Annotated in this window: 24 protein-coding genes and 1 pseudogene; 19 read left to right on the forward strand and 6 right to left on the reverse strand. The window is 38.8% G+C overall.

From position 1 onward, the window contains the following. Positions 1-5 precede the first annotated feature (5 nt). The 8 genes from M028_RS0119910 (at position 6) to narI (ending at position 8,045) form a co-directional block, all read left to right on the forward strand. The gene (locus M028_RS0119910) at positions 6-386 is read left to right on the forward strand and encodes a VOC family protein (protein ID WP_026575444.1); all 381 of its coding nucleotides are present in this window, start codon (positions 6-8) and stop codon (positions 384-386) included. 152 nt (positions 387-538) lie between these two features. Further along, on the forward strand, positions 539-1,003 hold the full coding sequence (locus tag M028_RS30490) for a hemerythrin domain-containing protein (protein ID WP_051591112.1): 465 nt from the start codon (positions 539-541) through the stop codon (positions 1,001-1,003). Further along, positions 987-1,292 (forward strand): hypothetical protein, encoded by a 306-nt coding sequence (locus M028_RS0119920; RefSeq protein ID WP_026575445.1) that lies wholly within the window; start codon positions 987-989, stop codon positions 1,290-1,292. The genes M028_RS30490 and M028_RS0119920 overlap by 17 nt, the downstream gene beginning before the upstream one ends. A gap of 17 nt (positions 1,293-1,309) precedes the next feature. Next, complete coding sequence (locus M028_RS0119925) at positions 1,310-1,600, forward strand: hypothetical protein (RefSeq protein ID WP_026575446.1); 291 nt, start codon at positions 1,310-1,312, stop codon at positions 1,598-1,600. Then, positions 1,587-5,252, forward strand: a complete 3,666-nt coding sequence (locus M028_RS0119930) for a nitrate reductase subunit alpha (protein WP_026575447.1) — start codon at positions 1,587-1,589, stop codon at positions 5,250-5,252. Before M028_RS0119925 ends, M028_RS0119930 begins: the two co-directional genes overlap by 14 nt. Then, positions 5,242-6,744: a nitrate reductase subunit beta gene (gene narH, locus M028_RS0119935; RefSeq protein WP_026575448.1), complete on the forward strand. Its 1,503-nt coding sequence runs from the start codon at positions 5,242-5,244 to the stop codon at positions 6,742-6,744. Before M028_RS0119930 ends, narH begins: the two co-directional genes overlap by 11 nt. Further along, positions 6,744-7,343: a nitrate reductase molybdenum cofactor assembly chaperone gene (gene narJ, locus M028_RS0119940; RefSeq protein ID WP_035424215.1), complete on the forward strand. Its 600-nt coding sequence runs from the start codon at positions 6,744-6,746 to the stop codon at positions 7,341-7,343. The genes narH and narJ overlap by 1 nt, the downstream gene beginning before the upstream one ends. 12 nt (positions 7,344-7,355) lie before the next feature. Next, complete coding sequence (narI, locus tag M028_RS0119945) at positions 7,356-8,045, forward strand: respiratory nitrate reductase subunit gamma (RefSeq protein ID WP_026575450.1); 690 nt, start codon at positions 7,356-7,358, stop codon at positions 8,043-8,045. Positions 8,046-8,095: 50 nt separating this feature from the next. Here the strand turns inward: narI and M028_RS0119950 are convergent, their stop codons facing one another. Together M028_RS0119950 and M028_RS30495 are read right to left on the reverse strand one after the other, a co-directional pair. Next, positions 8,096-8,329: an ABC transporter gene (locus tag M028_RS0119950; RefSeq protein WP_026575451.1), complete on the reverse strand. Its 234-nt coding sequence runs from the start codon at positions 8,327-8,329 to the stop codon at positions 8,096-8,098. A gap of 221 nt (positions 8,330-8,550) precedes the next feature. Next, positions 8,551-9,057 carry a hypothetical protein gene (locus tag M028_RS30495; RefSeq protein ID WP_051591114.1) on the reverse strand — a complete coding sequence of 169 codons (507 nt, stop codon included), beginning with the start codon at positions 9,055-9,057 and terminating at the stop codon, positions 8,551-8,553. A 256-nt stretch (positions 9,058-9,313) separates the two neighbouring features. Between M028_RS30495 and M028_RS0119960 the strand changes: the two genes are divergently transcribed. The 5 genes and pseudogenes from M028_RS0119960 to M028_RS31565 all read left to right on the forward strand — a co-directional run bounded on the left by M028_RS0119960 (position 9,314) and on the right by M028_RS31565 (position 14,936). Then, positions 9,314-10,795: a multicopper oxidase family protein gene (locus M028_RS0119960; RefSeq protein ID WP_026575452.1), complete on the forward strand. Its 1,482-nt coding sequence runs from the start codon at positions 9,314-9,316 to the stop codon at positions 10,793-10,795. 150 nt (positions 10,796-10,945) lie between these two features. After that, a complete protein-coding gene (locus M028_RS0119965) occupies positions 10,946-13,078 on the forward strand; it encodes an outer membrane protein assembly factor BamB family protein (protein ID WP_026575453.1) in 2,133 nt (710 codons plus the stop codon). Positions 13,079-13,252: 174 nt separating this feature from the next. Beyond that, positions 13,253-13,579, forward strand: a complete 327-nt coding sequence (locus M028_RS0119970; protein ID WP_026575454.1) for an antibiotic biosynthesis monooxygenase family protein — start codon at positions 13,253-13,255, stop codon at positions 13,577-13,579. Positions 13,580-13,612: 33 nt separating this feature from the next. Beyond that, positions 13,613-14,139: pseudogene (locus M028_RS30500) on the forward strand (DinB family protein). Positions 14,140-14,414: 275 nt separating this feature from the next. Further along, positions 14,415-14,936, forward strand: coding sequence for a ferric reductase-like transmembrane domain-containing protein (locus tag M028_RS31565; RefSeq protein WP_026575455.1), 522 nt, complete (start codon positions 14,415-14,417; stop codon positions 14,934-14,936). A 242-nt stretch (positions 14,937-15,178) separates the two neighbouring features. On the opposite strand, the gene M028_RS0119990 is transcribed toward M028_RS31565, so the two are convergent. Further along, positions 15,179-16,102: a DMT family transporter gene (locus M028_RS0119990; RefSeq protein ID WP_026575456.1), complete on the reverse strand. Its 924-nt coding sequence runs from the start codon at positions 16,100-16,102 to the stop codon at positions 15,179-15,181. Positions 16,103-16,256: 154 nt separating this feature from the next. Between M028_RS0119990 and M028_RS0119995 the strand changes: the two genes are divergently transcribed. From M028_RS0119995 to M028_RS0120010, 4 genes are all read left to right on the forward strand, one after another. Then, positions 16,257-16,709, forward strand: a complete 453-nt coding sequence (locus tag M028_RS0119995) for a MarR family winged helix-turn-helix transcriptional regulator (protein ID WP_026575457.1) — start codon at positions 16,257-16,259, stop codon at positions 16,707-16,709. A 229-nt stretch (positions 16,710-16,938) separates the two neighbouring features. Further along, entirely contained in the window at positions 16,939-18,315 is a 1,377-nt protein-coding gene (locus tag M028_RS0120000; RefSeq protein ID WP_026575458.1) for an amino acid permease, read from the forward strand. 109 nt (positions 18,316-18,424) lie between these two features. Next, positions 18,425-18,766 (forward strand): hypothetical protein, encoded by a 342-nt coding sequence (locus M028_RS0120005; RefSeq protein ID WP_026575459.1) that lies wholly within the window; start codon positions 18,425-18,427, stop codon positions 18,764-18,766. A gap of 98 nt (positions 18,767-18,864) precedes the next feature. Then, positions 18,865-19,377 carry a DUF3231 family protein gene (locus M028_RS0120010; protein WP_026575460.1) on the forward strand — a complete coding sequence of 171 codons (513 nt, stop codon included), beginning with the start codon at positions 18,865-18,867 and terminating at the stop codon, positions 19,375-19,377. A 161-nt stretch (positions 19,378-19,538) separates the two neighbouring features. On the opposite strand, the gene M028_RS0120015 is transcribed toward M028_RS0120010, so the two are convergent. Together M028_RS0120015 and M028_RS0120020 are read right to left on the reverse strand one after the other, a co-directional pair. Continuing rightward, the gene (locus M028_RS0120015) at positions 19,539-19,898 is read right to left on the reverse strand and encodes a carboxymuconolactone decarboxylase family protein (protein ID WP_026575461.1); all 360 of its coding nucleotides are present in this window, start codon (positions 19,896-19,898) and stop codon (positions 19,539-19,541) included. 44 nt (positions 19,899-19,942) lie between these two features. Beyond that, the gene (locus M028_RS0120020) at positions 19,943-20,116 is read right to left on the reverse strand and encodes a hypothetical protein (protein WP_026575462.1); all 174 of its coding nucleotides are present in this window, start codon (positions 20,114-20,116) and stop codon (positions 19,943-19,945) included. Positions 20,117-20,378: 262 nt separating this feature from the next. Here M028_RS0120020 and M028_RS32915 point away from each other — a divergent pair, with 262 nt between their 5' ends. Both M028_RS32915 and uvsE read left to right on the forward strand, forming a co-directional pair. Continuing rightward, entirely contained in the window at positions 20,379-20,549 is a 171-nt protein-coding gene (locus M028_RS32915) for a hypothetical protein (protein WP_155925664.1), read from the forward strand. Positions 20,550-20,649: 100 nt separating this feature from the next. Further along, the gene (gene uvsE / locus M028_RS0120030; protein WP_026575463.1) at positions 20,650-21,615 is read left to right on the forward strand and encodes a UV DNA damage repair endonuclease UvsE; all 966 of its coding nucleotides are present in this window, start codon (positions 20,650-20,652) and stop codon (positions 21,613-21,615) included. Here uvsE and M028_RS32920 read toward each other — a convergent pair. Continuing rightward, the gene (locus M028_RS32920) at positions 21,603-21,749 is read right to left on the reverse strand and encodes a hypothetical protein (protein ID WP_155925666.1); all 147 of its coding nucleotides are present in this window, start codon (positions 21,747-21,749) and stop codon (positions 21,603-21,605) included. The genes uvsE and M028_RS32920 overlap by 13 nt on opposite strands. Positions 21,750-21,782: the final 33 nt, after the last annotated feature.

Here is a 21,782-nt window from a genome sequence, read left to right on the forward strand (position 1 = left end):
ATTTTTTGATTAATACCGTCGGTCAAATTATGTTGTATGTAAATAATCAAGATGAGGCAGTGAATTTTTGGACAGAAAAGGTAGGGTTTACTGTCATTTCGGAGCAAGATAACGGTCAAGGGATGAGATGGATTGAAATCGCCCCGACAAAGGAAGCAGAGACGAGTATTGTTCTCCACAATAAGGAACTAATTGCTAAAATGCAGCCTGAATTAAATCTTGGAACACCTTCTTTGATGTTTTTTACGAAAAATTTCGTTCAATTACATAATGACTTAACAAATAAAAACGTTACAGTCGGTGAAATTGTAAATATGCCTACAGGCAGAGTATTCAATTTTGCCGATAGTGAAAATAATTATTTTGCGGTAATGGAAAAAAAGTAAAGTTGACTAAAATGATAAAAAGGCACGAGTTTTCTAAAAACTCGTGCCTTTTTATATTGGTAAATTTACCGAGGTGAATGATTAGAGAAAAATCGATTGGAAAAACTTACTAATGGTAAGAATCGAATGTCTAAAAGAAAGGATGAATCAAATTGTCAGGACCTAGTTTAAGAAAACAGGATGCCCATACTTCCATTCATGAGTCAGCATTAAATGAGGCAAAAGAACTACGTACTTTATTGTATAAATGCCTTAAGGAGGAACAAAAGGAAAAAGCCCTCAAAGTTGCAGAGGTAACCATTGAACATTGGGAATCGCGGACATTACAGCATGCAGAATCCGAAGAAGAAGGGTTATATAAGGAAATGGCAGAGGAGAAGCCTTATTTACGCCCGCTTATCACCCAGCTCACTCGTGATCATGATCTTATGCGTAGAATCGTAGAACAAATGAGGAACCTGCTGATTCAGGATGAGATTGATGACAGAATGATCTCTTTGCTTGATTCCTTAATTATCGTGGACTCCATCCATAATGAAGATGAAATGAATAAACTACTAACAAATAACGAAAGCTACGACAAGAAAGTTATGGAAAAAGGTGAAGATATTGCTTGAAGAAAAATTATTACGTTATGCGGCACCAGCACTATATACCAAAATGGTAGAAATCTTTTCAACCTATCATCTACATCCCTATGATGTTCATGCTACCGCTTTAAAAGAAGAGAATGGGTATGAGGTTTCATTAAAGTATTCTACTGATTTTTCTCAATCAGTCACACAACATTTCACCTTTAAACAGGTGGCAGAACCTGATGAAGGGGTGACCCAATTTTTTGAAAGGGCTGCAGATCAATGTAAGTCTTTGTTAATTGCAGATTACTATAAAATGATAAAGCCCTAAAAGGAGTTGAAAGTCGTTTGTTTTCATTTCAAGATGATGCCCTACTTGTTGATGACCGAGAAGATTTAATTGCTGTGCTGCGGATGAGATTCGGCTCCATTCCTGGTGAAATAATTGAGAACATTTACGGAATTGATGATATGAATTCGCTGCAACGACTCATTCTATCAGCTGCAAACGCAGCAAATTGGAATGTTTTTTTGGAAGATTTTAATGAAGGTAGAGACTCTTTTCGATTATTGGGTGAAAATTTTAACCCGTTAAGAGATCGATTGAAAGGGAGAGATGGTTTCGATGGAACAGCATAAAAATAATTTGCTTCATTCACTTAAGCATCTTGTCCGAGGAGAGCGCATTAATGATGGATGGACAGAGGAAAATCCGCGGTCTCGGGATTGGGAATCGGCTTACCGTGGCCGTTGGGGTCATGATAAGGTAGTCCGGTCCACTCACGGAGTGAATTGTACAGGCTCATGCAGTTGGAAAATCCATGTGAAAGACGGCATTATCACGTGGGAAACCCAACAAACTGACTACCCGTCAACGGGTGATGATTTTCCTGAATATGAACCAAGAGGATGTCCTCGTGGTGCCAGTTTTTCTTGGTATACATATAGCCCAACACGGGTAAAGCATCCCTATATCCGCGGAGACCTTTATGCACTATGGAAGGAAGAAGTGGGCAAAGCTGACAACCCTGTACAGGCGTGGGAAAATATTGTTTCGAATCCCGAAAAACGTGAACAATACGTGAAAGCACGCGGCAAGGGCGGGTTTGTCCGGGGAACATGGAAAGAGATTTGTGAAATGGTTGCTGCTGCAAGTATTTATACGATTAAAAAATATGGTCCCGACCGAATTGTCGGATTCAGCCCAATACCGGCGATGTCGATGGTTAGTTATTCTGGAGGAACAAGATTTTTATCCTTAATCGGCGGGACCATTTTAAGTTTTTATGATTGGTATGCTGACCTTCCGCCTGCTTCTCCACAGGTTTGGGGCGACCAAACAGATGTACCGGAGAGTGGAGATTGGTATAACACGAAATACTTTATTATTTGGGGAACGAATATTCCTCAAACTAGAACACCAGATGCCCATTTTATGGTCGAGTCCAGATACAACGGAACAAAAGTTGTGGGTGTTAGCCCAGACTATGCGGAATATGAAAAGTTTGCAGATTTGTGGTTACCGGCGAAAGAAGGAACCGATGGGGCACTTGCGATGGCCATGACCCATGTAATTTTAAAGGAATTCTATGTGGATAAAGAAACTCCTTACTTTTTGGAGTATGCCAAACAATATACAGATTTACCTTTTTTAATTACGTTGAACAAAAAGAATGAAAATTACCGGTCTGACCGTTTCTTACGGGCATCAGATCTTTCAGATCAAGAGGAGCTTGGTGATTGGAAAACTGTTGTCTGGGACGAAACTACCGATAATTTTGCAATTCCAAACGGCAGCGAAGGATTTCGGTGGGATAAAGGAAATCAGTGGAATTTAGATTTATACAATATTAATCCAAGAATGAGTTTTTTAGATGATTCGGATGAAAGGGCCATGGTTGAATTTCCGTATTTCGGTGAAAAAGATGGCGGTTTAGTGAAACGCGAAGTCCCTGTTAAAAAAATTAAGGACAAATCCGGGAACGAGTTAATTATTACCACGGTATATGATTTAATGTTGGCTCATACAGGAATCAATCGAGGGTTAAAAGGCGAATACCCATCTGATTATAATGATGAACAAAGACCCTATACACCTGCATGGCAAGAGAGCATTACCGGTGTTAACCGAGCGCATGTCATTCAAGTTGCCAGAGAATTTGCAGAAAATGCTGCGTTAACAAAAGGGAAATCGATGATTGCCATGGGGGGCGGTACGAATCATTGGTATCATAGTGATCAGATTTATCGATCGATCTTAAACCTTGTGCTGTTAACGGGTTCACAAGGGGTCAACGGCGGAGGCTGGGCACATTATGTCGGGCAGGAAAAGGTGCGCCCATTAGAAGGTTTTTCACAAATTGCATTTGCGAATGACTGGGTGAAAGCTCCAAGATTTATGAATGGAACTTCCTTCTTTTATTTTGCCACCGAACAATTCCGCTATGAGTATGAAAAAAGGGAAGGCGAAACAGAATGGGGCAGTCACTATTCCAATATGCACCCTGCTGATTTCAATGCGCTCTCTGCTCGATTAGGATGGCTGCCAAGCTTCCCTCAACTTTCGCAAAATTCATTAGATGTAGTGAAAGAGGCCCGGTCACACAATAAGGATGACCAAGCGGTAATCAAAGATATTACAAAACAACTAGTTGAGGGGAAACTGGATTTTGCGATTGAGAATCCAAATGACCCTCGGAACTTCCCGCGTGTCTTTTTCAATTGGCGTTCCAATCTTTTAGGTGATAGCGGTAAAGGTCATGAGTATTTTGTCAAACATTTAATCGGCTCAAAGGATTCTGTATTAGGAGATACTGAAAGCTCCTGGCAGCCTGAGGATATTAAGCTTTCCGAAACGCCGCCTGAAGGGAAAACGGATCTGTTTGTCAGCATGGATTTCAGAATGACCAGTTCAGGGCTTTTCTCTGATGTCATTTTACCGGCGGCTACATGGTATGAAAAGTACGACATTAGCAGTACCGATTTACATCCATTTGTACATCCGTTTAATGCAGCGATCACTTCTCCATGGGAGACGAGAAGTGATTGGGATGCTTTCAGAGAAATTGCTAAAAGCTTTTCAGAGCTGGCCAAGAAACACCTCCCGGCCCAGGATGATCTCGTCCTGTCACCACTGGCACACGATACGATTAATGAAATCGCTCAGCCTTTCGGAAAGGTAAAGGACTGGCGGAAAGGGGAAGTCGAGGCAATCCCGGGTAAAACCCTTCCTAACTTTAATTTCGTTAAACGGGATTATCCAAATGTCTATGATATGTGGATTACCGTTGGACCGAATATTAAAAATGGATATGGTACAAAAGGGGTGAAAATCCCTGGAGATAGAGTTTATAAAGAATTACTCGACCGGCTTGGACCTTCCAAACATATTGGTATTGGAAAAGGTTTTCCTGATCTTTATTCTGATAAAAAAGCAATCAACGCGATTCTTTTAATGTCAGGAGCGACGAATGGGAAAAGAGCGGTTGAAGGCTGGAAATCGATGGAGGAAAAGACAGGCAAAAAACTGAAGCACATCTCTGAAGGGCGCGAGGAAGAGGATTATACCTTAGATGCCTTAACCGTCCAGCCGAGGCCAGCAATCTCTACACCTGTCTGGAGCGGATTGGAAAATGATAATCGCCGGTACTCTCCATTTACCGTTAATAAAGAATTTAATATTCCTTGGCATACCCTAACGGGGAGACAAAGTTTTTATCTCGATCATGAAGTCATGCTTGATTTTGGAGAGGGCTTTCCTTTATACATCCCTCCAATTACCAAAGGGGCTTTTATCAAAGGAGAAAAAGAAGTCGAGAACAACGGTAAATCGATTACGCTGCGTTATATGACACCTCACCAAAAATGGGGGATTCATACCATGTTTACGGACACGAATAATATGGTTCAGTTATTCCGTGGCTGGCAGGTAGTTTGGATGAATGAGGAAGATGCGGCTTCGATTGGGATTAAAGATAATGACTGGATTGAAATGTATAACCGTAATGGGGTTGTGGTGGCAAGAGCCGTGTTAACGTACCGGATGCCAAGAGGAGCGGTTTATATGTACCACGCACAAGACCGTCATATGGGAGTTCCGGGAAACACCATTAACAAAAATCGCGGAGGAACTCATAATAGTGTCACTAGAATTGTGCCAAAAGCGACCCATATGATTGGCGGATATTCACAATTAAGCTATGGATTTAACTATTACGGACCAACCGGGAGTCAAAGGGATACGATGACAATTATCCGACCATTGAAGGAGGTCGATTGGCTTGAGGATTAAAGCACAAGTGGCGATGGTTATGCACCTTGATAAGTGTATTGGCTGCCACACTTGTTCTGTCACTTGTAAAAATGTTTGGACAAACCGGCCGGGTACGGAATATGTCTGGTTTAATAATGTCGAAACCAGACCTGGTGTGGGCTATCCAAAAGAATGGGAGAACACCGACCGCTATAAAGGCGGTTGGGTCCTTCGAAATGGGAAATTGCATTTAAGAGCCGGCGGGCCCCTTTCAAAGCTAGCAAATATTTTTTACAATCCGAACATGGCAGACCTAAACGAATTTTATGAACCGTGGACATATGATTTTCAACATCTTCATAAACGAAAAAAAGGGGAGAGTATTCCTGTTGCTCGTCCTCGGTCGATGATTACAGGAAACTATATCGATAAACCCGAATGGGGCCCCAATTGGGATGATGATTTAGCCGGTGGCAGCGAATCAGTCCCAAATGACCCGAATGTTCGAAAACTTCAGGAGCATATCAAAACTGAATATGAAAAGACCTTTATGATGTACCTGCCGCGGATTTGTGAACATTGCTTAAATCCATCCTGTGTCGCTTCATGTCCTTCAGGTGCCTTATATAAGAGAGATGAAGACGGGATTGTATTGGTAGACCAAGATTCATGCCGCGGTTGGCGTTTTTGCATGAATGGGTGTCCTTATCATAAGGTTTACTATAACTGGAATACACATAAAGCGGAAAAATGTAATTTTTGCTATCCGCGTACAGAAGCAGGGCTGCCCACCGTTTGCTCGGAAACCTGTGTGGGAAGGATTCGCTATATTGGAGTAGTTTTATATGATGCAGACCGAGTCAAAGAGGCTGCATCCGTTGAAGATCCAAAAGATCTGTATGAGTCCCAGCTTTCCGTCTTCCTCGATCCGTTTGATCCGGAAGTAATTGAAAAAGCTCAGGAACAAGGCATCAATTATAATTGGATCCAAAGTGCACAAGAATCACCGGTTTATAAAATGGCGATAAAGTGGAAAATTGCATTGCCTCTGCATCCGGAGTATCGAACCATGCCAATGGTATGGTATGTACCTCCGCTTAGCCCAATTATGAATCATATCACCAATGAACAGGATTTAAGTGCGGAAGGGTATATACCTGCTGTCGACCAAATGAGAATTCCAATGGAATATTTAGCTTCGCTATTAACCGCAGATGATACCACTGTAATCCGAAGGGTTCTGCTCAAAATGGCAGCTATGAGAGTCTATATGCGGTCCAAAACAGTAGGCGGGGTGGACCCGCAGAAAATGACGAAATTGATAGATGAAGCAAGCACGACAAAGGAAGAACTAGAAGATATGGCCAGGTTGCTTGCCGTTGCCAAATACAATGAACGATTTGTGATTCCAACAGGCCGCCGTGAAATGGACGATGATTTGCATTATAAACAGGGAGCGTGCAGCATTGAAGACCTAGCACCACCTGAAGGAATGACAACCTACCCATTTGAAAGAAGTGAAAATGCATAATGAATGAAAAAAAGGCCATTCTAGCCATCTTGGCACGGATGATGGATTACCCTGAGGAAACGTTTTTAAATGAACGAACGACTGTTGAATCCTTTATTCATGAAGCAATTTCAACAGAGGAAATACAAAGGGAGGTAGTAGAGAGACTTCATCCTCTTTACGAAATGCCTTTAAAGGAGTTACAAGAGTTATATGTATTAACCTTCGATTACAAGGACAAAACCAACCTGTACTTAACGGCCCACGAGTTAGGGGACAGTAGAAAACGCGGTTTTGCCCTAATCGAATTGCAAAAGCTTATTTTTGAAGAAGGATTCGAGACAGTCGGAAAGGAATTGGCGGATTACATCCCGATGCTGTTGGAATTATTAGCGGTTGCCCCAGAGGAAGAAAAATTCAACAAACTTTCACGAAGGGTTGCTTTCGCCATTAATCGGATTTTATCAAATCTTCCGGAAGATAATCCTTACAAACAGGCTATAGAAATATTGATGATGTATGTATTCGAGGCTCCTGGGACGGACGAAATTTCTGCATTAGAGGTACTCCGGGAGCAAGCAGATCTAGATGAATTGCCATATCCATTGATGTATCGCTAAGGAGGGGATGAGATGGAAGTTGTTTTTTGGTGGACCATTTTTCCGTATATATGCGGAACAATCCTAATCGTAGCAACCTTTTACCGCTTTGTGTTTCGAGGGAAAAGTTGGACAGCCCCGTCAACCGAAATTTTTGAAAAAAAAGGGTTAAGAGCAGCGTCGGTTATTTTTCATTATGGGATTATTTTTGCTTTTGTTGGGCATGTAATGGGCGTATTAATCCCATTGGAGGTTTATAATGCACTTGGAGTTGAAGACCATGTGTACCATTTCTTTGCCATTGCAGGTGGTGGGGTTGCTGGTCTAATGGTGGTAATTGGTTTAGTATTAATGCTCATTCGAAAATTTACAACTCCAAGGGTTCGTGTCCATACCACAGGCGGCTCCTATTTTACCATTATTTGGTTGTTGCTAGTGGCAGGATTAGGTACCTATATGACTCTCATTTACAATACAACAGTCGGTGAATACGAATACCGTTTATCAATCGGGCCATGGTTTAGAAGTTTGTTTACTTTACACCCAAAGTCTGAATTAATGTTGGGGATCCCCACTCTTTTTAAGGTCCATGTCGTTTGTTCGTTTATCTTATTCGCTTCCATTCCTTTTACGAAACTCGTGCATATGTTCAGCTTTCCTTTACGGTATCCAACAAGGGCACCGCAGCAATATCGTTCAAGGAATGGTTATAATAAACAGTAAGATAAAAAACAGTCTCACTACTAGAGGGACTGTTTTTTATCATTTTATCATTAACGGCAGCAGCTCCACGCTCGCTTGAATACATATAATCCAAAAACAAAGAAGGCAAGGAAGCCTATTACCGCAATAAGGATCGTGAAAAAATGACCAAGGTTTCCTAAGTCAATTAAACCAAAGAAATCAGAAATGTACCCCAATACTGCTAATAGCATCCAAATGAAACCTGTAAAAAACCCAAGGAAAATTCCAAAAATGTGACAGTGACCATGACAATGATGACCCATTAAGTTCACCTCCTGTCAATGCTTGTTCAACATTATGGTATGCGGAAAATTAAAGCCTTGATTCTAAAACGAACAAAAAGAGGCTTCTGCACAAAAGGCATCATCTCCTAAAAAGATGAATCCATTGATGGAATGGGGGGCTAGGGGGATTTTAGTAGAATAGAGCTCCTCCTCAGGCTGCACACACTTGAGGGGAGCCAATACATGTTATCGAATCAAAGTTAAGGAATATATTGTTCCGTAATTTTCGTTACAACACCTTTTTTAATTTCAATATGGAAAGGAACTTGATGGTCTTTATTCCGTTGTTTCAAAAATCGAATAAATTGGCTTCTTGTCACCTTTTCATTCCATTTTACTTGATAAGAATTCCTTGTCTGTAAAACAAATTGAGCATTTTTCGAAATTGTAAAGGTCCGTATCCTAGGATTTACGTTTCGAATCCAGTAACCATCGGGGGCACCATCCATCTCTTTGCTGCATTTACAGTCTTTTAAAAATTCTCTGTCAGCCGCTTTCCCAAAATACCATTGGATATAATCGAATTTTCCTACCGATTTCCCATGAACCTTTTTGAAGGATGTGATATAGGTAGCGGCTTTTACTGTTTTAGAATGTTTGGTAGTCTGCATTTTTGCGTTTACTTGTGACATAGGTAAAGACAGTAATAACATAGTAAAAATTAAGAATACGGGAAAAATTATTTTTATTAATCTTCTGAACTTCATTCGTCATTCACCTCACTATATTTGTATCTATACCCAAAATATAATGGGTGAAACTTGAAAATGATGTCGATATAAAGGATGTAGAAAAATATTCTTTCTTCCTTCTATCTTTAATGGGAAGTTCAATTCGTAAGGAAGCATATTGTATTGAATTTTTATTTTTTCATGTTTATGATAGATTCGGAGGAATAAAACGAGTTAATTACTATATTCAAATATGAAGAGGTTTGAAGTAGAAAGGAAGTAAAAGGAGAAGTTGAAATCATATACTAAATTAATGATCCCCTTGTTGGTGTTACTTGTTTTCGGTTTGGCTGGGTGTGGCGGAGATAAACCGGTAACGAATGTTGGTCAATTACATTTTGACCATCCATTAAAAATTCCGCAACTTCTAAAACCAACCATAAGTTCGGACGGTACGAAACATTTTCAATTAACGATGCAATCAGGAACGACAGAATTTTTACCAGGGAAAAAGGCGAAAACATGGGGACTCAATGGTTCTTATCTTGGTCCTACCATCAGGGTTTCACGAGGTGACCACGTATCCTTTGATGTAGTAAATCATTTGGAAGTGGCTTCAACTCTACATTGGCATGGGATGAAATTACCGGCAGTGATGGATGGGGGCCCACATCAGATGATTGAAGCAGGAGAGACGTGGTCGCCTCATTGGACCATTGATCAACCTTCTGCAACTACTTGGTACCATCCGCATGTGCATGGTAAAACAGCACAACATGTGTACCGGGGACTTGCAGGAATGTTTATTATCGATGATAAGGATTCAAAAAAATTGCCATCTAATTATGGTGTCGATGATATTCCGCTAATTGTGCAAGATAAATTGTTTACAAAAGATGGGCAGTTATCAGAGAAGGACGATACCACCTATGGAACACTTGGAAATGAAATACTCGTGAATGGTACGTATGACCCATTTCTTAAGATAACAGCTAGTCAAGTGCGTTTTCGACTGCTTAATGCTTCCAATGCAAGAGCCTATAATTTTGGCTTTACGGATGGCAGGTCGTTTAAACTTGTAGCAAATGATGCCGGACTTTTACAGAAGCCGGTCACATTAAAACGCTTCAAGTTAAGTCCGGGGGAGCGTGCAGAGATTGTTGTTGAATTTAAACCGGGTGAGAAAACCATTCTCCACAGTTATAACAGTGGTGGAGAAATTGATCATGGTGAATTTGATTTGTTGAAAATGGATGCAACTTCTAAATTAACAGAATCCGCTCCATTAGCCGGCCAACTTTCTACCGTACCGCCAATCGAGGTTCCAAAGAATGCGAAGCTACGTCAATTTAAAATGACGATGGATTCAAAGATTAACGACAAAAAGATGGTAATGGATCGAATTGATGAGATTGTGCCGGCGGGGGCGAATGAAATATGGGAAATTGACAATTTTGGCTCGTCACATAACTTTCATATTCATGATGCAGCATTCCGAGTATTGGACATAAACGGTCAGAAACCACCAGAGTATGAAAGAGGAAGGAAAGATACCGTGTTTATTCCCAATGGAGCAACGGTGAGGCTTGCCGTGGAATTTGCGAACTTTGCCGACCCTAAGCACCCGCTTATGTATCACTGCCATCTTTTAAAACATGAGGATTCCGGGATGATGGGGCAATTTTTACTCGTAAAACCAGGTACAGAATCACAAGTATCCAAAAAGTTGCCTAAAAACGATATGCAATATGAACATAATGGTCACCATGAATAAACATATTTTAAGAGACTAGATTTGTAGTAGGATGACCCTCATGCGGTCATCCTTTTAATTTTGTGTTTTAAACGTAACCAAGAATAACCTCACCATGTAGGCACCTATGCATAAAATGAATAGTGCAAAAGGGAGGTGTAATGTTCATAAATGATGCATTTCAATCAGCATTATATAAATAGCTTAATAACCCAAAATATGCAATTAAGGCAAAGGATAGCTGAATTAGAGGATCAAATTAAGGGCCGGAACATAAGGGCTGATAACGGGAACTGGCCAATGCATTTGGCTGATTCGGGAAATACCAATTATTCAACTGCAACTGTGCCTGTAAATTTGACATTAAAGAAAGATCCATTTAATAATGCTTCATCCCTGTTTAGTGTCGACCAGAATCAGCTCTATTCTGTTGAACGGATTGAGAAAAAAATCCTTTCGGCAACCGACCTGGATACCTTTAAAGAAAAATGGGATTTTTCAATCGAAAACAAAGATGCCTTTCAAGACCTCATTGCAAAAGATGGAGTAATCTATGCTTCAACAATGAATCAACTGTACGCCATCCAGGATACTGGGGCGGTTCCGCAAACACTTTGGACAATTGATACCTTTGCCAGCCGGCTTTTAATTGATCAAAATACCATATATTACTACACTAGAGATGTTAACATGATTGAGGGGATTGTTGCAGTAGATGCAAAAACGGGACAAAGAAAATGGAACTATACGCTTAAAACCAATGAGAGAATAGATGGAGCATTCGCAGTTGGCGGTAACCGGCTGTATGCTATTATCCGGAATCCCGTTCAAATGACCGTTCGCTTATACGCATTCGATTCTGCTAGCAGCACGGTTCTTTGGACATTCGATTTTTCTTCCGGTGCATCCATTTACGGAGCACCGGTCTATAAAGATGAGAAGCTTTATGTGGATGCCAAAGATAATACAAGAAATTTATGGGCATTTGATCCGGCAACCGGTAGGACATTATGGAAATTTGCTCTTACGGGTATGTTTACACAGCCAATGTCCGTGACGAATGATTCTCTAATTGTTTTGGATGAAAAAAATATTTTTGGAATTGATAAAAATACAGGAACGCAAAAATGGAAGACAATGTACGCAGAGCAGTTTGTTGCTGGCGGACTTCAGACTGTTGTAGGCTCAAGAGGAATGGTTGTCGCGTCGGACAAAATTATTTTGGAGAACTACAACAAAATAAAATTTTATAATTCAGCAACTGGCCAGCTAATTTCATCAACCATCCAGTTGTCCACCACCACTGGCGGTCCTGGTGTACGACCAATTGGAGTCATCCAAGACACCATTTTTGTAACAGAATCCAATCAAATCCTTTATACGTATGCAGTACCAAAACCAACCCAGGCAGATACCGAAAAGCCAACCGCAACCATCGATTTGGCACCTGTCAATCAGCTTTCGGTTCAGGATGGGAAGAATCAAATTAAAATCCCGGTGTCCATAAGTGAAACGGCAGATATGAATGTTACCGTTGTTGACGAAAGTGGCCTAGTAGTACAGACGATCGGATGGGACCGCCATTTGAAGGGTACATCTTATTTTTATTGGGATGGAAAAAACAACCGCGGCTTTAACGTAACTCGGGGCAATTACCATCTTGTTGTCAAGCTCACCGATCTTGCCGGAAACACGAATGTGTATGATGCACGTGACAACATCATTCAGATTACAGAAGGTTTTGGTATAACAGTGAAAAATTCAAACCTGCGCACAGGACCAAGCACACAAAATCCAATCCTACTGACCATTCCCGCCGGGTCGGAAGTTACGATAACAGGGGAAACAGGTGATTGGTATCAGGTAACCTATAGTATGGTCACTTCGGTTCTGAAAGGATATATCTCCAAGCCATTAATCAAGGTTCCATCGAATCAGGAAATTCTTCAGATAGACAGTGGGAAGACAAGGGTAAATGCCAATGTTCGGACTTATGCCGGGACGCAGTATGATATAAAATTCTTGCTCCAGATGAATACCGATATCAAAATTGTATCCGCTCTTGGAGACTGGTATATAGTAGAATACAAGAAAGATGCCTATTATTCTGATCAAGGGTATGTAGCAAAATATATTGTAACCCTTCCAACTGTATCCACTATCATTTATATTGTTGTTGCGGGAGATTCGCTCTGGAAGATCGCTCAGAAGTTCGGGGTAACGATTGACTCTATCGTTAAAGCCAATAACCTCGATCCTAATCAACCGATTTATATCGGACAAAAATTGACCATTGTAAAATAATAATGTTTTATAAAGGGTGCCTCGAGCCCTCTTTTTTGAACTTATCTTGAATTTATCAAATTATTATTGTACTTTAATAAACATTAAATATTTTAATAATAGTAAAGAATGATATTTTTTATTTTCAATGAATAAAAATGAACGTAAATTAAAATTTTTTGGAGGAGTCTACGGATGAGTGGAATTGAAAAAACTCCCGAACCGCCATATTACGCAGTGATTTTTGCGTCGGAGAGAACGGATGGAGACAAGGGGTACGCAAAAATGGCAGACAAAATGGTTGAATTAGCTTCTGAGCATCATGGATTCCTGGGAATGGAAAGTGCAAGAGACGAAGAATTAGGGATTACAGTTTCTTATTGGGATTCATTAGAATCTATTCAAGAATGGAAGGAAAATTCAGCCCACAAAATTGCACAAGAAAAAGGGAAAACAGTGTGGTACAAAAATTTTGCTCTTAGAGTTTGCAGAGTAGAAAGACATAGCTTTTTTGAAATGTGAAAATCTCGTTAATCCTATTGAAAGGGGTAATTTATGAATTTTAATTTGAATGAAGCCATTGAAGTATTGGAACGAACACCACAAACATTAGAATATTTTTTATCAGGTTTATCGAAAGAATGGCTTCAAGCTAATGAAGGCGAAGGAACCTGGAATATCTCTGAAGTGATCTGGCACCTCATCGAAGGTGAAAAACATGATTGGATCCCAAGGCTGGAGATCATTCTTCAGGAGGGCGAGGGTAAACCATTTCCTACATTTGACCGATATTCTCACTTAAACGAAAACCCTAATAGATCGATTGAAGAAAAGTGCAAGAATTCAGTGTATTACGGACACAAAATGTGACAAAACTTAAGAATCTTATTGGAACTGAAAGGCATCTTGATTTAACCGGTATACATCCAGCATTTGGTAAGGTGAAGGTAAGAGAACTACTTTCGACATGGGTTGTTCATGATTTAACCCATATTGCCCAAATTGTACGAATAATGGCTGAAAGGTACAGGACGGATGTTGGTCCTTGGATCGAGTATTTGGGAATATTGAAAAATAAATGATTTTTTTCAAAAATTAAGAGTTGCTGCGGCAGCTCTTTTTCCTGTTTAAATTTGGGCTAAACTGAACAACTGGAGTTATTGCTTGTATTTTTTATCAATGAAGACCCCTTTCATATAGGTTTAATCAAGAATTTGTTCCGTAAATGGAAATAAATTAAGGATTAATTAAGTTAACTTTTATAAATTAATTCTGCAGGAATAACCTGACATGCAAAATTAAATCACAATTTAATCTAATCGAACTGTAATGAGGAAATAGAGAGGAAGCGAATAATATGGAATCTCTTGAATGGTACGCAATACGAGCTACAGGGGTGGTGGCATATCTATTATTATATCTAGCGGCATTAACCGGACTTTATTCTGCGGTTCAGAAAAAACGAAAAAAGAAAATAAATGGCATCCTTCATTTCCATGAGATGCTTTCCGATTGGTCATTAATTATGACATGTGGACATTTAGGGATTTTACTGATTGATTCTTATTTCCCATTTAAACTGTCTGAATTGCTGATCCCTTTTACCAGCGGATATGAAACCATTTCAATGGCGATGGGGACGATTGGCTTTTATTTTTTCATATTAACCTTTTTAACATCAAAATTCCGGAAGAAAATTGGTTATCAAAGATGGCAAAAATTGCATGCACTAAATCCCATCTTGTATATCCTCGTGACTTTACATGGTCTATTAAGTGGTTCGGATTTTCCGGGAACCATTTTGGCTGCTGTTAATCTAGTTCCAATCATTTTTATAGCCGGAATGTTGCCTTCGAGTAAAAATAAACTAGAAGCTTAATTGAACCAAATTAGTAGGGTCAGAATGGGATTTTTGTAATAGTTTTTAGTTTAATAGAATGTTATAATTATGGTTGTTTTAGATGTAATTAAAAATTGGTTAGTTAGCGTACGGAGGTGAAAAAATGGATTACGGTCTTTATGTTATCCTTGGATTGTTTGTTATCGCAATGGCAGCAACTTCTGTTATGTTTAGTAAAATGATGAACGAATAGATTAAAAACGGCAGATGCCGTTTTTTTCTTACATATTAACCTTTTGGTTTTTTATTTTTAAAAATGGAAAATACTTCGAGAATGGGATTTCAGCTAATAACATACCAAATAAAATCAATAGGCATCCGAAAATGGAGCGGGTTCCCAAAGTTATTCCATTCCAAAGATAATCAGCTAATGCAGCAAAAACAGGTTCCATTGAAAACATTAAAGCCACCTTTGAAGGACTGGTCGACTTTTGAAAAAAAGTCTGGGCAATGTACGCATACGCTGTTGCAAAAATACTTGTGATCAATAACGCAATAATCACCGATGGATGTGACAAAATCGTTACACTGAGCGTAGGTTCAAAGATCAAGGCGAAAATTCCACTCAAAACCGAAACGGTAATTAATTGAGATAAAACAAGATATAAGACAGAGGCCAGAGAAGCAAACTTTCCTGTAAAAACCATCTGGAGACCAAACGCAAATGAACATAAAAGTGCTAACAAATCCCCGATATTTACTCCTGTCATGCCCATAAAGGCCAATAGGTAAAGTCCAAAAACAGCGAATAGAACGCCAATTATTCCTTGAAAGGTAGGTTTTTGCCGCAGAATGAAATATGAAATAATCGGCACAAGTGCAACGGCCAATCCAGTTAAAAAGCCAGATTTCCCTGATGTCGTGTGTAATAAACTAAAGGTTTGCAGGGCATATCCTAAAAACAATAATAACCCAAGAAAAGAACCAATTTTAAATTCAGTGATGAGGATTTTAAGAGAAAATTTTTTTTTCTGTGAAAAAAATAGAAAGAAAAAAATCAGTACGGCTGCTAAACCAAATCGTAGAAAGTTAAAGGAAAACGGATCGATGGTTGATATGGCTTCTTGGACCACAACAAACGTAATCCCCCAAATGAATGCGATACTCAACAATGCAGAATTAACAAGCCAACGATTATGAATCAATAAAAACAACTCCCTTTTTTAGTGGCAAATCAGTGCAGAGTGTTTCTAAATAGGTTTGCTCACTTTTCTATATTTCTTTGTTAGGTCATAATGTAGTATATATGAAAAATATTTTGTTGTAAATACAACAAAATATTTTGAGGGGATTGTTTTTATGAGAGAAATACTAAGAGAAATTGGAATGATTGCCAGAGCGCTTGATTCGATTAGTAATATTGAATTTAAAGCATTCGACCTAACAAAAGGCCAATATTTGTACTTAATTCGCATATGTGAAAACCCTGGAATCATTCAAGAGAAAGTGGCAGAAATGATTAAAGTAGACCGAACAACTGCGGCTCGGGCCATTCAAAAGCTTGAACTTCAAGGCTTTATTGAAAAAAGAAACGATGAAGAAAATAAAAAAATTAAAAAGCTCTATGCTACAGAAAAAGGTCAGGAAGTGTATCCATTTCTAAAAAGAGAAGGGGATTATTCAAACAAGGTTGCATTAAATGGATTTTCTCCAGATGAAATAGAGACAATTCATCATCTACTTCAAAGGGTAAGATCGAATATCGATGTAGAATGGGAGTATGTTAAAAAAGGGAACAAGAGGGAATATTGAAGAGGATTGAAGATGCCTGCATTTTAAGAAAATGTAGGCATTTCTAATTTCTTGACCATTCTTTTTTTGATTAAGATGACAAATAAAAATTACTCATAGGAAGAAATACAATAATCCGGGATGGAACTAAGAAGGTATGAATATTTAGCCATCATTACGAAAACGATAGAGTGAGGAAACAAGGCTTTGATGAATTTTCCTAGCAATCATTTATACGAGGAGATTAAGAATGGATTTTTTTATACCTAGTAGTAAAAAAAATGAAAGTAAAGATAAGAATTTAATGTGGTGGCATTTGTCGCTGATCGGTGTTGGCTGCACGATTGGCACTGGTTTTTTTCTTGGATCGACGATTGGCATTGAAACAACGGGACCATCGATTGTATTTTCTTTCGCCTTAGCAGCCATTGGAACCTATATTGTTTATAGCTTATTAGCTAAAATGTCTGCAAAGGATCCACAAGAAGGATCATTCTGTTATTATGCAAACAAAGCATACGGGCGTTGGGCGGGATTCAGTTGTGGCTGGAATTATTGGTGTTCCAATATTTTGATCATGGGAAGTCAACTGACAGCACTATCTATTCTTTCGAGATTTTGGTTCCAAAATATTCCTCTTTGGATCTTTGCTGCCGGATACGCGATTCTATCGATTATGGTTGTCATAATGGGAAATAAGGGTTTCGACAAGGTAGAAAATCTACTGGCCATTATAAAAACAGCTGCGATCGTTATGTTTATTATACTTGCCGCGGCGGCAGTATTTGGATGGCTCCATGGAGATGTAAAACATCCTGGTTTTCCCCAATCAGCTCATGAACTTTTTCCAAAAGGCTGGAGAGGTTTTTGGTCCTCTTTAATTTATGCCTTTTACGCTTATGGTGGAATAGAGGTTATTGGCCTTATGTCGGTAAGGCTTAAAAAGAAAGAAGATGCTCCCAAAGCAGGAATCATCATGTTAATCGTTCTTGTCGTGATTTACATAATTTCACTGGGACTAGCCGTTTATATGGCTTCTCACGGGGCATTTAATGAAAAAGAAAGTCCTTTTATAACTGCATTAGATAAATACCATTTTGGATTTTTTCCACATGTATTTAATGCAGCAATTATTTTAGCCGGATTTTCAACGATGACAGCGTCCTTATTTGGGGTAACGACACTTCTTGTGACTCTGGCAAATAGTGGGGACGCTCCGAAGTTATTTTCAAAAAAACTAAAAAATTTTAAGCAGCTTCCCTTACCTTCTTTGGGCCTTGCGACAATTGGATTGATAGCCTCAATCATAACCGCCTTATTTTTGCCTGGTAAAATTTATGAATATATTACTACCGCCGCAGGCATCTTAATCTTATTTAACTGGTCGTTCATCATTATTTCTGCACTTCATATTTTAAAGATAAAAATATGGGGAAAGATCATGGCTTTTATCGGAATCGCGCTCATTTTAGCTGCGGTGAGCGGGACGTTGATGGAAAAAAATATTCGAATGGGTTTCTTTGTTAGTTTACTGTTTGTAGCGATTATTGGCATTGTTTCATTTATCATGCAAAAGAAGATTTGGAATAAGAAAGAAGGGCATAATCCTTTGGGAGAGTTCTCATAACTTAGTATCCGTTCTGGCCCCTATCAAAAAGGGGGGGGTATTTTCCTAACCAAATAATACAATAGTTCCCTGATAACCAAAATATGAAGCTCTTTAAGGAGTGAAATACATGGCCGTTTTAGTTTATCAAACATTTGAAATCAAACAGGATAAATATAAAGAGGCAATTAATAATTTAAGGGAGATTAAAAAGTTTAGAAATGATCATTATGATCAGAAGGTTGAAATATTAACCCCTGTTACGGGGCAAGACCATACATACACTTTTCTAACGACATATGAAGGATTAGCTGAAATGGAATTGCAAGGAAAAAAGATGTTTGAAGATGAGGAGTACATAGAGCTAATTGGAGAATTTTTTTTGGAAAATATAGTCCAAGGCAGCATGTATACTCAAATTTTTCGAACGTTAAGTGAGAAGGAAAGTGATAAAAAAGGGAATAAAAAATAATTCATAGCCGCACCAATGGCCGGGAAAACTAAATGGGTAGTTCATGAAAGGTGTTTCTGTCAATGAATAAATTTGTTTACACGCTAAGGAGGGCAACAATGGGAATTTTAAGTGGGAATCCGAAGGAAGAGCCTTTGCATTATGGAGAAGTTTTTGATCTATGGGCTTCAGTATTAGCGGGAAATGGAATGATTGCAGGGTATCAAACGTTGATCAACCATGCGGGGGACGAGGATTTAAAAAAGTTATTATTAGAAGCCGCCGATACATGTCAGCAGGAAAAAAAGCAAGTAGAGGAGTTATTAAAAGAGAATGGAATTGGGTTACCGCCAGCTTCACCAGAACCACCTGAAGCTTGTTTAGAGGATATTCCAGTAGGAGCTAGAATTCCTGATCCCGCCATTGCTGCGACACTTGCCGCTGATATTGCTGCTGGTTTAGTGGCGTGCAGTCAAATTATAGGGAAATCAATCAGGGAAGATGTTGCTTTAATGTATGGCCAAATCCATATTCAAAAAGCAGCACTCGGGGCAAAGGTACTCCGATTAAATAAGGAGAAAGGCTGGCTCGTTCCTCCTCCATTACATCTGAATAAGCATGGGGATTGTTAAACGGTTAACCGATCTTTAGGGTTTTTCCACTTGGGGAGACCTTGAAATATGTCTAAAAGGTTCCGTTTAGGATAGACAAAAAGACGTGTGAATTTTTGACACGTCTTTTTGCAGTAAATTCAAAAGCCCCGGGGTATCGGTTCCTCGGGGATAAATAAATTTTATTGTTTTATTTGATTAAAATCATTCATTACTTGTTGAACTAATGTTACTGCTTGACTCATAACTGCACCGCCGCCAAATGCTGCTGTAACACCAATTGCTTCTAATATTTCTTCCTCAGAACACCCTTGGTCTAGGCAGCCCTTCATATGATAAATGATGCAATATTCATCTTGAGCATGAAGACTGATGCCTAAAGCAATTAATTGTTTTTCTTTTTGACTCAATTTCCCTTCCTGAAAGCAGATTTCTGTAAATTCATTATAGGCCCTTGCCAAATTCGGCATTTTCTTAGTAAAGTTGCCAATTCCTTCTTTATAATCATATAACGAGGATACTGATTGATTTTGTAATTCCACGTGGCTCACTCCTTAAGTGAATTTTAAACCAAAGATGCATATGTCTATCGACGATGTTGAATAAGATCAATTGATCCCAAAACGATGTGAGCTAATCCAAAACCAAATACAGTATTGGCAATCATTTTATTAGATCCTCGTTTCTGTTTTAGTGCATAACCAGTTGCAGTAACCGCTGTGCCTAAAACAGCAGGAATGATACCTTCCTTAATATTCATACTGTTTTACCCCCCAGTAAAGTTATCGTTAATTGAACCTTCTCATTGAGCGTTCAGGAATAGTATTTTTCCGGTACAGAGATTAGATACAAGAGAAAAAATCCCTGTATATTTCTTAATGGTACAACGTGCAAACAACTTCCGATGAATACATAATAGTACAAATGAAAAATATAAGGAGTGGATAGCTGTTAGAACATATCCATATCGATAATAATTAATAGCTAAAACTTCAGAATACCTTTGATAGGAGAATAAGTATATGTCTAATAAACAAGCTCTTAATAATCAAAAACAAAGCGGGAAGTATCAGCAAGGATCAGGGTCCCGATATCATGAAGAGCATGCAAGTCATGTCCCAGATTACGGAGCAAATATTGTAGACCCAAATGCACAAGGTTTAAGCAACAACACAAATAAAACTAGCCAATAATTGTTTTTAATGATTAAAAGGTCATCAACATTGATGGCCTTACTTTTTAGTGTTTAAGATATCAACGATTCATACCCATGAGTGAGAAAGGGTGAAGAAAGTGACGATTGTACGCCTTGGCTTTGTTGCGATGAGCATGGAATTAAAAAATGCTTCCCCCTCTCAAACGATGACCTTTGCACAATTCCAGAAGATAGCAGATAGGGAAGCGGCGATTCGCAAATTAGAACGGATTGCCCTATCAAATTTACAGCATACATTGAGGATTTTAAAGCATGCTGCAGCTTCTAAGATTCATTTTTATCGGTTAACCTCCCGCCTTATACCCTTAGCGAACCATGAGGAGCTCCCTGATTGGGATTATATGGATCCTTTAAAAGCAGATTTGAAGGAGATAGGTGATTTTGTCAAAAAACATAACATAAGAATTGACTTCCATCCCGATCACTTTGTCCTAATTAATTCACCCAATAAGGATATTTTGAAAAATTCAATAAGGACTTTAAAAATGCATTACTTATTGTTAAAGGGGATGAAAATAGATCCGACCCATCGTTGTGTCATGCATGTTGGGGGAAACTATAAGGAAACAGAAACATCTCTTGAACGCTTTATTGATAATTGGATGGAAGTTCCGCGTTCTATTCAAAAAACAATCATGCTTGAAAATGATGATACTTCTTTTACCTTAGAAGATACACTTTTTCTATGTGAAAAGTTAGGGATTCCACTTGTTTTCGATTATCATCATCATCTTGTCCATCATAAAAATCCAAATTGGGAAGAGAATTGGAGTCAAGTTGTACACACATGGGTGGATTCTCCTCTCCCTATAAAAATGCATATATCAAGTCCCAAAAGTGAAAAAGAAATTCGCCACCATTCAGATTACATAGATATTGATATGTTTTTCAAGTTCCTAAAAGAGATTAAAGGCAGCATTCCGCAAATTGATTGTATGATTGAGGCAAAAAGAAAAGATGATTCTTTATTTAAATTAATGGAAGAGATCAAAACGAGGAATGACATCGAGGTGATCGATGGTTCTTCATTTTACGTAAGGTAATCACTCCCTTTTAAATAAGCTGTCTTGTCCTTAATCGAGTAATCAGTAAAAGTAAAATAAACGGAGATTTTTCGGTTAAATGCAGAATGGAGCTCATTTCGGAGTAAATAAGGGAAGATTTTTCGATTATGCAAAGCAAAATCTCCTATTTTCGCATTTTTTGAGTT

Source organism: Bacillus sp. UNC438CL73TsuS30, assembly GCF_000482325.1.
Classification (GTDB): Bacteria; Bacillota; Bacilli; order Bacillales; family Cytobacillaceae; genus Neobacillus.